Annotated in this window: 12 protein-coding genes and 1 pseudogene; 9 read left to right on the top strand and 4 right to left on the bottom strand. The window is 37.2% G+C overall.

Annotated features, from left to right (window positions below; all coding sequences use genetic code 11):
• The first annotated feature begins 154 nt into the window (after positions 1-154).
• The 4 genes and pseudogenes from IPO27_06420 (at position 155) to IPO27_06435 (ending at position 3,171) form a co-directional block, all read left to right on the top strand.
• Positions 155-1,844 (top strand): annotated as a pseudogene (locus IPO27_06420) (formate--tetrahydrofolate ligase).
• A gap of 280 nt (positions 1,845-2,124) precedes the next feature.
• A complete protein-coding gene (locus tag IPO27_06425) occupies positions 2,125-2,418 on the top strand; it encodes a transposase (protein MBK8846209.1) in 294 nt (97 codons plus the stop codon).
• 62 nt (positions 2,419-2,480) lie between these two features.
• Entirely contained in the window at positions 2,481-2,651 is a 171-nt protein-coding gene (locus IPO27_06430) for a hypothetical protein (protein MBK8846210.1), read from the top strand.
• Positions 2,652-2,796: 145 nt separating this feature from the next.
• Positions 2,797-3,171 (top strand): transposase family protein, encoded by a 375-nt coding sequence (locus IPO27_06435; protein MBK8846211.1) that lies wholly within the window; start codon positions 2,797-2,799, stop codon positions 3,169-3,171.
• Positions 3,172-4,080: 909 nt separating this feature from the next.
• Here the strand turns inward: IPO27_06435 and htpG are convergent.
• Complete coding sequence (gene htpG, locus IPO27_06440; protein ID MBK8846212.1) at positions 4,081-5,901, bottom strand: molecular chaperone HtpG; 1,821 nt, start codon at positions 5,899-5,901, stop codon at positions 4,081-4,083.
• 449 nt (positions 5,902-6,350) lie between these two features.
• Between htpG and IPO27_06445 the strand changes: the two genes are divergently transcribed.
• The 4 genes from IPO27_06445 to IPO27_06460 all read left to right on the top strand — a co-directional run bounded on the left by IPO27_06445 (position 6,351) and on the right by IPO27_06460 (position 9,302).
• Entirely contained in the window at positions 6,351-6,707 is a 357-nt protein-coding gene (locus IPO27_06445) for a phage holin family protein (protein ID MBK8846213.1), read from the top strand.
• Positions 6,694-7,059: a hypothetical protein gene (locus IPO27_06450; protein MBK8846214.1), complete on the top strand. Its 366-nt coding sequence runs from the start codon at positions 6,694-6,696 to the stop codon at positions 7,057-7,059. Before IPO27_06445 ends, IPO27_06450 begins: the two co-directional genes overlap by 14 nt.
• 35 nt (positions 7,060-7,094) lie before the next feature.
• Positions 7,095-7,931, top strand: coding sequence for a universal stress protein (locus IPO27_06455; GenBank protein MBK8846215.1), 837 nt, complete (start codon positions 7,095-7,097; stop codon positions 7,929-7,931).
• 165 nt (positions 7,932-8,096) lie between these two features.
• Positions 8,097-9,302, top strand: coding sequence for a serine hydrolase (locus IPO27_06460; protein MBK8846216.1), 1,206 nt, complete (start codon positions 8,097-8,099; stop codon positions 9,300-9,302).
• Between the two features lie 137 nt (positions 9,303-9,439).
• Here IPO27_06460 and IPO27_06465 read toward each other — a convergent pair whose 3' ends face one another.
• The 3 genes from IPO27_06465 to IPO27_06475 form a co-directional block, all read right to left on the bottom strand.
• Entirely contained in the window at positions 9,440-10,531 is a 1,092-nt protein-coding gene (locus IPO27_06465; protein ID MBK8846217.1) for an AI-2E family transporter, read from the bottom strand.
• A 316-nt stretch (positions 10,532-10,847) separates the two neighbouring features.
• Positions 10,848-12,002, bottom strand: coding sequence for a patatin-like phospholipase family protein (locus IPO27_06470; protein MBK8846218.1), 1,155 nt, complete (start codon positions 12,000-12,002; stop codon positions 10,848-10,850).
• Between the two features lie 333 nt (positions 12,003-12,335).
• Entirely contained in the window at positions 12,336-12,887 is a 552-nt protein-coding gene (locus IPO27_06475; protein ID MBK8846219.1) for a TPM domain-containing protein, read from the bottom strand.
• Positions 12,888-13,319: 432 nt separating this feature from the next.
• Between IPO27_06475 and IPO27_06480 the strand changes: the two genes are divergently transcribed.
• The gene (locus IPO27_06480; protein ID MBK8846220.1) at positions 13,320-15,047 is read left to right on the top strand and encodes a T9SS type A sorting domain-containing protein; all 1,728 of its coding nucleotides are present in this window, start codon (positions 13,320-13,322) and stop codon (positions 15,045-15,047) included.
• Positions 15,048-15,105 lie beyond the last annotated feature (58 nt).

The following is a 15,105-nucleotide window of genomic DNA, read 5'->3' on the forward strand; positions in this document are numbered from 1 at the left end:
ACATAACCATTATATCCACCATATTTATTTTACACAGAATATTCTGGCATTTGTAGTTAATTATTGATTATTCAAGCAACACAAGCAATGTTTGAATGCGTCTTTTTTTTCTAATATTGCAAAACACAATTTTCAAACACCAAACTTAAAATTTATGGAGAGAAAAAATCCTGTACCAAGCGACATCGACATAGCACAAGCTGCACCAATAATGCATATTAAAGAAATAGCAGCAAAACTAAATATCAATAATGATGATTTACAATATTATGGTAAACACAAAGCCAAGCTTCCTCTCGAATTAATAAATGAAGAAAAAATTGCCAAGAGCAAACTCATACTGGTATCGGCCATTAACCCAACACCGGCAGGCGAAGGCAAAACCACTGTAAGCATAGGACTTAATGAAGGGCTTAATGCTATTGGCAAAAAGGCCATGGTGGTTTTGCGCGAACCATCGCTAAGGTCCGGTGTTTGGCATTAAAGGTGGTGCAGCCGGAGGAGGCTACTCGCAGGTTATACCTATGGAGGATATTAACCTGCACTTTACCGGAGACTTTAGTGCAGTAGAAAAAGCAAACAATTTACTGTCTGCTTTAATTGATAATAATTTGCAAAGCAAATCGCGCACACTTGGTATAGACCCACGAACAATAGTTTGGAAGCGGGTTATAGACATGAATGACCGTGCGCTACGCAATATTGTAATTGGACTTGGTGGCACTGCAAACGGGATACCACGCGAAGATGGATTTAATATCACTGCTGCCAGCGAAGTAATGGCGATACTATGCATGAGCAAAAATATTGATGATTTAAAACAGCGCCTTGGAAATATTTTTATCGGATTTACCTTTGATAAGAAACCCATATTTGCCCGCGACCTCAATGCACAAGGGGCAATGGCACTGCTGCTAAAAGATGCGATTAAGCCAAATTTGGTGCAAACGCTTGAGGGTAATCCTGCAATCATACACGGTGGTCCTTTTGCAAATATTGCTCAAGGCACTAACACTATACTTGCAACTAAAATGGGGTTGTCGCTTGCCGACTATGTAGTAACCGAGGCAGGCTTTGGTGCCGATTTGGGTGCCGAAAAGTTTTTAAATATAAAATGTCAGGCTTCGGGATTGAAACCTCATGCCATGGTTTTGGTGGCCACCATACGTGCATTGCGACATCATGGTGGTGCCAAAAAAGAAGCATACAATACGCCTTCGATAGAACGCGTAAAACTTGGTTTCGAGAATCTTGAAAAGCACATAGAAAATTGCAAGAAGTATAATTTAACACCGGTAGTAGCCATCAACAACTTTGCTAATGACAGCGAAGAAGAAATAAACTTTGTTGTTGAATCTTGTAAGGTCCTTGGGGTACACGCAATAGTAAGCAAAGGCTTTGCTTTGGGTGGCGATGGCACACAGGAACTTGCTAAAGCCGTAGTGGAGGTGATAGAAAAAGGCACTAACACCTTTAAGCCCTTGTATAGCTGGGAATTGAGTATCGAAGAAAAAATAAAAACTATTGCCACCGAAATATATGGTGCCGATGGTGTTGAATACTCAAGTGCCGCGAGGACACAACTCAAAACTATTAAAGAGCTTGGCTTTGACAACTTCCCGGTTTGTATGGCAAAAACACAAAAATCGTTTAGCGACAATGAAACCAAAATAGGCCGCCCTCGCAACTTTATTATTAATGTACGCGAATTTGAGTTTGCTGCAGGCGCAGGTTTTATCATTCCTATTTTGGGAGAAATGATGCGCATGCCCGGATTGCCTGCTATACCAGCATCTGAGAATATGGATATTCTTAGCGATGGAAGGATAACGGGGTTGTCGTAATCTCATAACGTTAAGCAATAATTCATTTTGATTTTATAAGGTAAATTGTTTCTTTAATCTCTTGAGCCTTTTGAGCTCCTTATTCTTTGATTTTAGTTGTTCCTCAGGACTGCATTACCTTGCAAAAGTTTTTCAATTTTATCATTCCTTTCTTTTGATAATTTCAAGAAAGTTTCAAAGTCAATTCCATTTTGATATGATACTTCTTGCACATCATTATTGTTATTATTGATTACACTAATAACAGGACTTTCGGCATAGTGCAAAAGCTGAATCACAAATTATCGGAATCCTGAAAGAGCAGGAACAAGGATTAAAAGTAACGGAGATATGTCGAAAGCACAACATAGCTGATCAGACATTTTACATTTGGAAGAAACGCTATGGCGGAATGCAAGTAGACGAGCTCAAGCGATTAAAGGATTTGGAATACGAAAATGCGCGGTTAAAAAAAAATGTATGCCAACTTGAGTTTGGAGAGCATGACGCAGTGAAAGACTTGCTCGAAAAAAGTTTTAACGCCTGCCTGCAAAAGAGCAATGCTTATCTTACCGCATTGAAGAAAGACAATTAAGCCGCACGCAGGCGTGCAAAATTTTAAAGTGCTCACGCAACAGCAAGTACTATCGCAAGCTGATGCCAGACAAAGATGAAGAGCTAAAACAAGTCATAGAACAAACCATTGGCTTCAGCAGAAAAGGAAGAATGAAAGTCATCCGGTTAATTCAAAAACAACAGCCAGCAATAGGCAGCAGTCGCATACGCAGAGTGTATGAGCGATATGGATTTGCATTAACCAAAAATTAAAACGTAGAGTAAAAAGACAACCCAAAGAATCCGATTGCAGTACCACTGGCACGTAACATAGAGTGGGTATGGATTTTATGAGCGATGCCTTAATTGATGGAAGAAGAATACGCACATTGAATATTGTAGAGCAATATAACCGCGAATGCTTAGCATCCGTGTAGCACACAGCATCACAGCAAAGAGTGTTATTGAGTTTTTAGAACAACGCATTGAAATAGACGGAAAGCCAATAAGTATCCGCCCTGACAACGGACCTGAATTCACCTCGAAAGCATTTCAGCTTTGGTTGCATAACAAAAAAATAAATTGGAGTAAAATTGAAAAAGGAGCACCACAACAAAATGCCATTGTTGAACGGTTCAATCGCACCTATCGTGAAGATATATTGGATGCATACTTATTTAAAAACATTAAACATGCACAGGAAATAACAAATAACTGGATTGAAGAATATAATACCAAGCGCCCGCATCAATCATTAAATCAACTAACACCACATGAATTTGCCGCAGCATAAGGTTTTTTTTAGGCATGGAGCCTCAAGAATATCAACTTCTTACAGGCAACAAAAAAAACGGACGCAAATTGATGCGTCCGTTAGGGCACGATATTCCATCGGCATGAACTTATCCCTGGCAGGTTGCTCCTCAGCAGAGCCTGATTCCGTTTCAGTTCATGTTTGCAATTTTCAATCTCAAAAACTATATTTACAAACTGCTAAATTTTCCAGCCACATTCATAACCTATACACGGGTCAAAAACAACTTTATATAACCTGAATCCGGGAGTTTCTTATTCACTAAACCGATTACTTAAAAATAAAAGCTATAATGTAGGTGCTGAAATATTACTAAAAAACAAAAAAGTAATCATTCCGTTTAGATATTTTTCACAATTTCAAATTTAACTATCCCATTAGAACAATTGATGAGCCCGAGTTAGAACTAAATATTTTCAGGCAAGCAAAGATTTATAATTACAAAAATTTATTTGTAAACTTAGATTTCGGATTGGGAGCCTGTCTAAAGCTCAACGATTTGTTCATTTCAGATAGGAGTATTAGTGGGTTTTCAAATTACGAAAATACTATCTACCGATATTACCTGGAAGAATATCATAATCACGCTATTTCTCCCAACCTATTAACTAGATTGTCAATTGGTCATAGTTTTTCAAAATTCAAAATGTCTTTAGGAATTTACTTTGCATATGCACCCTTAATGCCTTTAAATTTTCATGTAGCTACATTAGATGTAAAAAAATTGCAAACACCATTTTATTATTATGTAGTTTACAATTCAAATACTATACAGGGGAATTTAAATTTTCTATTTTAATAATAGAATAACGCATTAAAGCAGTTTGGCTTAATTATAAAATACCTATATCAAATTTACACCTGTACAAAAAGTACTTAGCTAAATTATTACTTGCTCTTTAACATCTCCAAATTTCGTTGCACAAATGCTGTAAGATCTTCCCCTTTTAGAAGTCCATTTTGCAACAATGCCAAATCTATTACGTGCTTCATTACTTGCTCTTGATTAATAGCATCCGTATCAACTATAATTTTTGATACCAATGGATGATTTTCATTAAGTATCAAATTATAATTTTCGGGCATCACTCCCATCCAATCATAACCTCCGCCCATTTTGCTCATGTCTTTCATTCTTCGCATAAATTCGCTTTGCGTTATATATACCGGGGCATCAGTTGGAGACATGGGTTCTATTTGAACTTGATATTTTTCTTTCACAACAATTTTTTCTGCCAACTCCTTCAACATTTTTTCTTGATCAGCATTTAATGCTGATGCCGGTTTCTCTGTCTTCTTTATTAAGTTGTCTATCACATCCGAATCAATACGTACAAATTGTACGTTCTCTAATTTCTGCTCAAGCGTTTGAATAAAGTGTGTATCCAATTGTCCGTCCAACAAAAGAACATCATAGCCCTTATCGGTAGCAGCTTTAATTAATGTATGATGTGCAACAGCATCATGGGTATATAGATAAATTACCTTTTTATCCTTGTCTTCCTGGTTTAGCTTTACAAGGGTATTGTACTCTTCAAGTGTGTAATACTTGCCGGCATTGCTTTTGAGCAGAGTAAAACTTTTTGCACGGTCGAAGAATTTATCATCGGTCAATACTCCGTATTTGATAAACAAGCCAAGCTCATCCCACTTTTCTTCAAATTCGTTTCGCTTTTCACTAAAAATTTCATCCAGTTTATCCGCTACCTTTTTTGTAATGTGCGAGCTTATCTTTTTCACGTTGCCATCGCTTTGCAAATAGCTTCGCGAAACATTTAGCGGAATATCGGGACTATCAATAACCCCATGCAACAGGGTTAAAAATTCAGGCACTATCCCTTCCACATTATCGGTAACAAAAACCTGATTGCAATAAAGCTGCACTTTGTTTTTTTGCATCATGTCGCTATTGCGTTTGTGGCGCGGAAAATATAATATACCGGTAAGGTTAAATGGATAGTCAACATTGAGATGAATGTGAAAGAGGGGGTCTTCGGCTATCGGATATAATTCTTTATAAAAACTCTTATAGTCTTCCTGGCCCAGGTCGACTGGTTTTTTAGTCCATGCAGGGGCTGTGTTATTTACTTGCTTCTCATTAAACAATACTGGCACTGGCAGAAAGCGGCAATACTTATCCAAAAGTGTTTCTATGCGAACCATTTCAAGAAATTCTGCGTTTTCATCATTAATAAAAAGTGTTATGGTTGTGCCGCGTTCATCCTTACTTGTTTCCGCAAGTGTGTATTCGGTACTGCCATCGCAACTCCATTTTACAGCAGGTGCATCCTTGTATGATTTAGTGGTAAACTCCACTTTGTCGGCAACCATAAATGCTGAATAAAATCCAAGGCCAAAGTGGCCGATTATCGGGTTGGCTTCTGTTTCATTTTTAAATTTTTCGAGAAATTCTTCGGCACCTGAAAATGCTACCTGATTGATATATTTTTCAACCTCATCGGCTGTCATACCCAAGCCACTATCTTCTATGGTAATGGTTTTGGCTTCTTTATCAACCGCAATCTTTATCTCCAGATTCCCCAATTCGGTTTTGTTCTCTCCAACATTGGTAAGCGTTTTAATTTTTTGCGAAGCATCAACTGCATTGCTAACCAACTCGCGTAAAAATATTTCGTGGTCGCTATAAAGAAATTTTTTGATAATGGGAAAAATGTTTTCCGTTTGAACCGAAATTTTGCCAGTAGCCATAAGATTAATTGATTTAATATTTGTTAGAGTGGGGCAAGTCAAAAGCAATGCCAACAGGTAAAGTGTGACAAAATTTCACTCGCATACAAAAGAATCTATAGCAATGGGCATATAATGATGTGGGGGTATGCTTGCCAGGTGGCGAGTGATTGATATTTATCACTTGAAATCTATTAGGCTTTATTTAGCTGTCATACTCCGTGTTGCTCTTCCGGTTTGCCTTTTACACCTTCAGCACTGTTGATACTGTTGCATCAATTATGCAGGCCATGCAAGTTGAAATTAATACGCGGTGCTCATAGTATCTAATTTGCATTATAGATTGCGAAAAATACTTTTCGCACCGTGTATGGTTTGCCGGATTATGAGATTTATCATCTATATAAATGACAAAACTCGCGAAATCGGGATTTTAATACTTTACATTTACCTTTCATAAATGAAACACGATGATAACTGAAGAAAAAGAAAAAATTGAACATTTAATTGAACATGCTGAGGAGTATATTAATACAAGGCAGGAGTTGCTGAAACTGATTGTTGCTGAAAAAACAAGCACTGTATTGTCATCAGTCATGTCAAACCTGATCATCTCTTTTATTTTCTTTTTTGTGTTTGTGTTTGCAAGTTTCGGTCTTGCTTATTTTATTGCTGAATATATCGGCAAGACTTATTTGGGATTTATAGCCACCGCAGGAATCTACTTCGTGATAGGTTTATTGTTGCATTGGAATCGAGAAAAATTATTGCGAACTCCCTTTATGAACAGCATCATAAAAAACTATTTCAAAGATGAACAAAATTGAAAACTTAATGCAGTTGCAGCTTGAAATAAGCCGACTTAAAGGTGTAGCCAAAGATCAAGAAAAGCAGCTAAAAAAAGATTTGCTTGAAATAAAAGAGGACCTTAAGCCTGCCAATATTATAATGAATGGTATTTCCTCTTTTACCGGAATCAAATTGAATAATAAAGACTTTTTGAAAGAAGGGTTTGCTTATGGAATATCGCTTTTGCTTCAGCGTTTTGTTCTTAAAACTGAGCGTAAAGTTGAAGATAAAATTTATCATTTAGTTGACAGCGTTTTCGAGCGGCTACAAAGTTTTTTGCAAAAGCACACTCACGCAGAAGCAAAAAGAAAAGAAAGAGAAGATATATGATTTATTAATTTGGTTTAAGTTTAAACATGATAGCAATGCCTATAAAAAAAATTCTATGCCCTACCGATTTTTCTAATGCTGCCAACAATGCGGTGGAGTATGCTGCATACCTTGCCAAGAAAACCGGGGCGCAAATAACATTGACACATGTGTTGTCGCTGCCGGTAATTTATGATGACTTCAACTCGCCTGAAATGCTGACCGCTTTCGATGCCAATAGAATAGAAGTAGAGCAAATTCTCAAAAATCAAGCGGCCAATGTGAGAAACGAATTTGAAGTAGCATGTGACTATGACCTTATGCTTTCTAATGCTGAAGATGCCGATAGCGACATTGCCCAAAGCTCCGAAGTATTTGACTTAATTGTATGTGGCACCAATGGTGCCGACAATATTTTCCAATTTTATTTTGGCAGCCACAGCTACCGCATTTCGCGCAATGCTGCTGCTGCCACGCTTATCGTGCCCGAGGTGTGCACTTTCAAGGGAATTAGTAACATGGTGTTTTTATCCGGCTACAAAGCCGGTGATCAAATTCAGATAGGTCAGTTACAGGAATTTGTTTCGGCCTTTAATGCGAACTTAACGGCAATGCATGTCAGTGAAAAAGATACACCCGGAAATCAGGAGCTCTATCATACGTTTGCTCATTTGCTTGACGAGGCATTTGACTTTCGCATGAAAATTAATTTTCATCGCATGGTTAATGAGGATACTGCACAGGCAACAGAACATTACATGCATGAGTCGCATGCCGATGTACTTGCGGTGTATATGGAGAAGCACGGTTTTCTGTACAGATTGTTTCACACTGACCTTATTAAAAACATAACATCATATGCCGACTATCCGGTGTTGGTTTTTCACCGATAAAATAAAACTCCTTACATCTTATTTGCAAAATGAAGACAACCAATATTTATATGGGCTCATGGTATCAGCGTTTGGATACATTCCAATTAGTAGCAAAGTGAACTGCCTTGAATATTTATAATCTAAACGACCTAATTTTGTAAAATCAATTAATAGAACACCAACATGCAAAAATTAAAAACAATTTTACTGCTTTTATCAATTTCATTAACTGCCTGCGCGCAAAACCCATTTAAAACACTTTCAGATAGTTTGGCAAAAGCATACTTGCAAAACAAACCGGGATCTTTGGTTATAGGTATTTTTGATAATGGTCGCCAAAAAATATTTTACTATGGTGAAACAAGTAAAGGAAACAAACAGACGCCCGACTCGGGCAGCATATTTGAACTTGGAGAAATTACAGAAACATTCACTTCGGTGCTTTATGCCGAAATGAGTGTAAAGGGGATTGTAAAAATGGATGAGAAACTACAGGATATGCTTCCGGTAAATGTACCGGCTCCTGTATACCACGAAATAATTTGTAAGAAAGCAGATGATGCATCGCAACTTGGGCAAATGCAGGAGCAAAAGGCTAATGTTAAAATTGACTTCACCCCTTATGTTTGCTTTCCTGATCCATCATCAAAACCACAATACTTAATCTTATGTGATCTTGCTACACACACTACCGGTTTGCCGGCCTATCCATCCAATTTAAAAAAGAATAAATCAAATCCTTATGGAGGGTATCAAACAGAAGATCTCTATACCTATTTAAAGAATCACAACTTTAGCAAGCCACTAGGGTATGACTATGAATACTCCGCTACGGGTATGGCCTTGCTGGGCCATGCGCTTTCGTTAAAAATGCAAACAGGATTTGATACACTGCTTACCGATCGCATTTTAGTACCACTAAAAATGACCGATACCGAAATAATACTCTCAGAGCAAAATAAAAGCAGGTTGGTTACAGGTTATAATCGGAAAGGAAGGGAAGCGTCACCCTGGGTGTATGATGTGCTGGCTCCGTCCGGTGGTCTGCATTCTACGCCATCAGATATGATGAAATTTCTTTCGGCCAATTTGAATAAGGAAAAAAATGATTACGTAAACATACTTGATTACACTCATAATGCGCGACTGCGGCTTACAGATAAAAAAGAAGATACCGAAATTGCATTGGGATGGAAAATAAATTCGCTTGGAGCCGAACATAACAGAGTAGTATGGCAACAAGGAAGTACCGGAGGATACAGCGCCTATATTGGTTTTGTAGAAACCAATCATACAGGAGTATTTGTATTATCATCGGTTTCAAAAAATGTTGATTTTATTGGATTGAAAATATTGCAAAAACTTTCGCGCGAAAAAATGAATGACTAAAGGGAGTTGTTGTGAATCAATACACTTCGCTAACAGATAAATCGTAGAGGAACGTAATTGCGCAAAATCAAAATTTTAGCAATTTCAAAATCCTGCCACTCGTAACTTCTTCCCTTTTACTACTTTTCTTGATTGCATCAATTATCTGGTTTTTTTGCCGACTCACTATCGCCAAGTAAAATCGATACTATTTTCAGGCTTTCGGTTTTATCTGCTATCAACTTTGCTATTCCTAAAAAAGGGATAAACAAAATCATGCCGGCAGCACCCCATAATATACCGCCAGCTATAATTGTAAGAATGGTAATTAGGCTGTTTATTTTTAACTTGCGACTAACAGCAACAGGAAAAATTATGTTAGCCTCAAGGTATTGTACCAAGGCAAAAACAAACACTACTCCTAAAGGATGCCAAATGGTATTATACTCAATCCATGAAATTGAAATAGGCAGCAGCGAACCAACTATTATTCCAACATAAGGAATAAAGGTAAGTATGGAAGCCGTAAAACCAAACAAGATGGGATGCGGCACTCCGACTATGGCTAAACCAATGCTGTTAAGCACTCCGACTATGAGATATACAGTTAGCATGCCTTTAATAAAACTGTAATAGGTATGAACCACCTCGCGCATTACTAATTTTATATCTTCCTTTTTGCTCAATGGAAACAATTCGTACAATACCGTTATTAGTAAATGCCGGTGGTAAAGAATGAGAAAAGACAATACCGGAATAATAATTATGAGAACCAATGTTACAGACATTGAATAAAAAGTGGTTTTCAAAAAAGGAAATAATTGCGCTGAGCTGCTGTCGGCAAAATTACTTAGCCATGTCGCCTGTTGTTCTTTCGAATAATTAAAATTTAAAACGATATATGATTCTAATCCGGATAGTTTATCCAACAGTTTTGTTTTAATTAATTGCCACTCATGAGCAAAGCCTGCTACTTGCAGAAAAAGTATATAACAAATACCTGCCAATAACATTGTCATACCAAAGAGCGAAATTGCAATTGCCAGACTTTTGTTCAATCCCTTTTTTTCTAGCATCGAACAAATGGGGAAAAGTAGAAAGCTAAAGAGCAGCGCTATGCTAAGAGGAATAAATACCGTTCTCCCAAAATAAAGTATGATTGAGAGCAAGACCGTAAACTGCAACACCTTAAGTACAGAAATATTTACTCCATTATTGTGTCCCATCTTATCTGTTTGTTTATACTCCATAATATGAATGTGCTGCTTTCTGATTAATCTTTACGCTAACTATTATCACAACTATTATTGCTTTTTAAAATCAAAAACCCATTGTACATACTTAAACTTTGGTAGCATGAGGGAGAATTATTAAAAGAGCAATAATACAAATCAATGGCATTGCAAATGAAGGGCTTATAAACCGACCTCTGCCATTTTGTAAAAATAATTACCATCGCATAAATAATAGCTGACATAAATCAGTAAAGCCGGTGATATATTATATCACCGGCCTTCATAAAACCAAGTTAGCAATTTTAAAACTTAAAGCTGCAATGTTTCGAAATTATTTCAAATCAAATACTACTGGAATATGACTTTCTAATATTTCCTTTTGTCCTGCTGCCAAGCCTATGCTATACAACTCGCTACAATTTTTTGCATTGCTCATGTCGGTAAGTTTTTCCACATGTTCAGGAGAATACTTTTGGCCGGTAACTTTTTCAAGCTCTGCTGCAGACACCGTTACATTGTAGCGTAAATAATGTAATAACGGCTGAGGGGTCAGCAAATCATCATTTAAGGAACCTATTTCACCATCAATAATTTTGGCAGTTGGCGAGCGCGACAACCATTGCAAAATAGTTTGGTTTGACCAGCTTGCATCCTGCATCAACATATCAGGAATTTGCTGCGCCCACTTAAGTTGATGATTTTTTTCGATATCCTTTGGCAGCTTTTCAAGTTTGCTCATACCGGTTCCTATCGAAATAAGCAGCAACTTATCTTCGCCTGTTTCCCAGTGAAAGGGGAAACCTTTTAAAGTCGCTACTTTTAATAATTCGAGCGCAGGATTGTTGGCCATGCTCACACCACCGTCAACAAAGGCTCCTATAATTCCCTGACCTACATCAACGGAGATGGGTAAAAAATACGTTGGGGCTGCAGCGCTAGCACGTATAGCATTGCGCAATAGTATATTGCTGTTAGCACCTACTGTGCTATTAAAATATTTTCCGCCCGGATGATTAATAAGTGGCCACACGCTATTGGTATCGGCACGTTTGGCTACAATGCACAATCCTGTTTTTATATGTTCTCTATCGCCAAGGGTATAATCGCCAAATAGATTCTTCAATTCTTTTTCGAGTGGTTCAGCGCTAAAGTTTGCCTTCATCACTTTACCAAATTCAAAAATATTCCACCAGTTATTTTTTTCGCCAAATATTTTTTCGCCCAGCACAAAATATTTGTCTTTTATTTCGGCTACCGACATGCCAATAGACAATGCTGCAGCAATGATTGATCCGGTGCTGGTGCCGCCTATTAAATCAAAATAATGATGTAGTCTGAAATTTTCAATATGCGGATGCCGCGCTTTTAATACCTGCTCAAGTTTTTCGAGGTAGCCAAGGCTCAAGGCACCACGTATGCCGCCACCATCAAGCGCAAGTATGCGCTTAGGGCCTGTGTTTGGATCTAGTTTTTGGTCAAATGTCATTTGATTAATGGTTTTTTGATTTTAATTAATTAGCAATTATAAATATAAAACATTACGCGATTTAGATTATCAGCAATATAAACTCTTGATTACTCATTTAGTACAAAGGTCAAATTAGTTAGGTTAGTATGACGCTTCTTTCTGCAACAATTATACAATTTAATTTTGACAGCTGATATTGTTAGGTAAGCAATATAATTTGGCAAGGTTTATTATATACGTTTATCTCCTAAGGCATTTTTTAAGATTAGTTAATAATCTGAAACCATAACAGCTACTTTAGAAATACTGCTATCCACAAATTTAAACACAGAATTCGGTTGGTAAGGCCATTCATTTATTTTCTTGTTTTAGTTCTTGCATTATTCTCTGAATCCCTTTTACGGTACCTTCAAAATAATTACCATCAATAAAAAAAGGAATGATGGTTTTATCAATTATCGTTTTGGTTTCATCATCGGTCAAAACTTTTTGAATAGACATTCCATTGCAAATACGAATGCGCCTGTGTATGCGCGAGATGGCTATTAATATGCCGTTGTCCTTATTCTTTTTACCAACCTGCCATTTTTGTGCAAGCACCAATGCCATTTCATCAAAATACGCTTTGGTTACATAATTGGTGTCAAGTGTAACAAGAGCTATCTCATTGGTTGTTTCCTGTTCATAAACCGAAAGCATGCTATCAATGCTAAGCACCTCTGCAGGGGTAAATAGTTTTTCAAAATCAGTAACCCAACCTATTGGTTTAATTTCAGCCCAATACGTTTCTCTCACTAGTTGCATTTGCGATTCAGTAATTGAATCAACCGATACACTATCCACTGTTTGGCCAAATGTTGTTGTAACAGAAAACAAAACGAACGCTATCAAATAATTTTTCATCCTATAAGAAATTTGGTTTTAGTAACGTGTGCGCAACTATATACATCGGTTTTTACATGTATGGTAGCCCGGAATTAAAAACAAGATTACGAAAAAAAGATAACGATTGTAAATTCGATTCGATTATTTTGCTTGTGCTAGCTTTATGAACCACACATATGCATTGCCGTTAGTGCGGTTTAAATTATTAACGATACCTTCCATTTGCATAAAACAACTTGGCAAAACGAAGATAGAAAAAGTCCGTATCACTTTTGCAAAACATCTTCAAGTTACTGCTATTAGTAAATTGCAGAGGCAATAAATTTAGTTATATTGAAGTTGTTAAACTAATATCAGACAACGGTGATTAAAAATAAATCCTGACTGATACTAAATATGCTATTAAGATTAGACCATTGATTAAAACGATTAGCTTTGCAAAAAAAGTTTATGCTTAGTAGAATTGTATTTATACTGTTGGTAGTTGGTTGTCAAAATGTTTTTTCTCAGGTTTCGTTGCAATGGCATTTTTATGGCGACACACCTGAAGAAAGCCGTCTTATTGTTGCCGATTCGCATAGCAACGTATATACCCTTGGTCATGTAGGAGGCTTACGAAAATATGGCCATACTGGTGACACGCTTTTTTATAATACAGACACTATTAATTATACACCCAATGCAATAGACCTAGATGCAAATGATGAAATAGTAACGGTAGGGACGTACTACGGGCTAGGTTCTCAATATGAAATTTTGGTACAAAAATTTGACACCCTCGGTAATAAAATATGGGCTACCGGAATCAATACTCCCACTGGTAACCGCGAGTTTGCAACCTCTCTTACCTTTGACCAGTCAAACAATATATATGTTACTGGCTGGGATGGCGATCAGTTTTTCGGTAAATTTTATACAGCAAAAATTTCATCGGGAGGGCAATTGGTTTGGGGAAACAGTTTTCCAAAAAATGGTTTCGATCCTTATTACGGCCTCGATGTAGCTGTGCATGACACCAATAATGTTTATGCATGCGGATTTGTAGATGAGAATGGCACAACCAATGACATGCTTCTTGTAAAATACAATAGCAATGGTGATACCGTATGGTCGCGTAAGTTTGGATACTATCAAACATTTGGTGGACAGTGGACTACCGAAGATAACGGCACCGAAGTGGAGACCGATCAGGCAGGAAATGTGTATGTCATGTCAAAGGATATATTTGGCAAGCATGATGTGCTAATTAAATATAATTCGGCCGGGGTGAAACAATGGAATAAAGTAGTACATACCCTGCCAACAGATATCAAATTTATGTCCATTCAAAATGATATAATTTATATTGCCGGCAATACCGATTTAGGTTTTGGTTTAGTAACTCCGCTTGCCATAAAAATGGATCTTAATGGTATTGCTCTCTTTGACAGTGTTTATACCAATCAAGGATTTAATTTTGTCGATGCAAAAATTTACGATGGTGGATTTGTAATGACCGGAAATTATTCGGGTTGTAATGGCTGCAATTGGGATATAATAACTACATGCTATGACAGCCTTGGAAATACAAAATGGACACATGTGATGAACACCGTAAATGGTTATTTAACCGATCAGGTTTACGGCCTAGCTATTGACAAAACGGGAGGTATTTATCTTACAGGAAATGGCAACGGCTCTAATTATTGGATGAGCACCTATAAATTATTCCCCTGCTACAACATCAATCCTGTGCTTGTAAAAAACGGAAGCGTATATACTGCTAATTTTATTGCGGGTGCAGACTACCTGTGGCGCGACTGCGCCAACGATTCGCTGGTAGCACAGGGAATCGAACTGTTTCAGTTTGTAGAACCTTACCTAAGTAATTTTGCCGTTGAAATTTCGGTAGGCTCCTGTTCAGATACTACCAGTTGCACCTTTGCCGGCATTAATACTATGTATAGTGCAACAAACAAATTTGCTCTTTATCCAAATCCTGCAAGCGAAGTAATTAGCATACGTGGACTTACATCAGTTGTAAATGCTCAATTGTATTCAACTCAGCTGATCTTGATCAATAACTATATATTATCCAGAGAAAACAATAGCATTGATATTAGCAAACTTCCGAAAGGAGTATATCTGCTTACTATTAACGATGGAAACTACAACGAGGTTATTAAACTGATTAAGTAATAGAGAGATTGGCTTTGCCTCTTTGTAATGATATTATTGAATAGCTCTCAGCAATATT

The organism is Bacteroidota bacterium (assembly GCA_016714535.1).
In the GTDB taxonomy this organism is placed as follows: Bacteria; Bacteroidota; Bacteroidia; order AKYH767-A; family OLB10; genus JADKFV01.

Coding starts and splice junctions, on each gene's coding strand:
- IPO27_06430 (MBK8846210.1), top strand. CDS start 2,481: ATGCCAGACAAAGATGAAGAGCTAAAACAAGTCATAGAACAAACCATT.
- IPO27_06435 (MBK8846211.1), top strand. CDS start 2,797: ATGCTTAGCATCCGTGTAGCACACAGCATCACAGCAAAGAGTGTTATT.
- htpG (MBK8846212.1), bottom strand. CDS start 5,901: ATGGCTACTGGCAAAATTTCGGTTCAAACGGAAAACATTTTTCCCATT.
- IPO27_06445 (MBK8846213.1), top strand. CDS start 6,351: ATGATAACTGAAGAAAAAGAAAAAATTGAACATTTAATTGAACATGCT.
- IPO27_06450 (MBK8846214.1), top strand. CDS start 6,694: ATGAACAAAATTGAAAACTTAATGCAGTTGCAGCTTGAAATAAGCCGA.
- IPO27_06455 (MBK8846215.1), top strand. CDS start 7,095: ATGCCTATAAAAAAAATTCTATGCCCTACCGATTTTTCTAATGCTGCC.
- IPO27_06460 (MBK8846216.1), top strand. CDS start 8,097: ATGCAAAAATTAAAAACAATTTTACTGCTTTTATCAATTTCATTAACT.
- IPO27_06465 (MBK8846217.1), bottom strand. CDS start 10,531: ATGGAGTATAAACAAACAGATAAGATGGGACACAATAATGGAGTAAAT.
- IPO27_06470 (MBK8846218.1), bottom strand. CDS start 12,002: ATGACATTTGACCAAAAACTAGATCCAAACACAGGCCCTAAGCGCATA.
- IPO27_06475 (MBK8846219.1), bottom strand. CDS start 12,887: ATGAAAAATTATTTGATAGCGTTCGTTTTGTTTTCTGTTACAACAACA.
- IPO27_06480 (MBK8846220.1), top strand. CDS start 13,320: ATGCTTAGTAGAATTGTATTTATACTGTTGGTAGTTGGTTGTCAAAAT.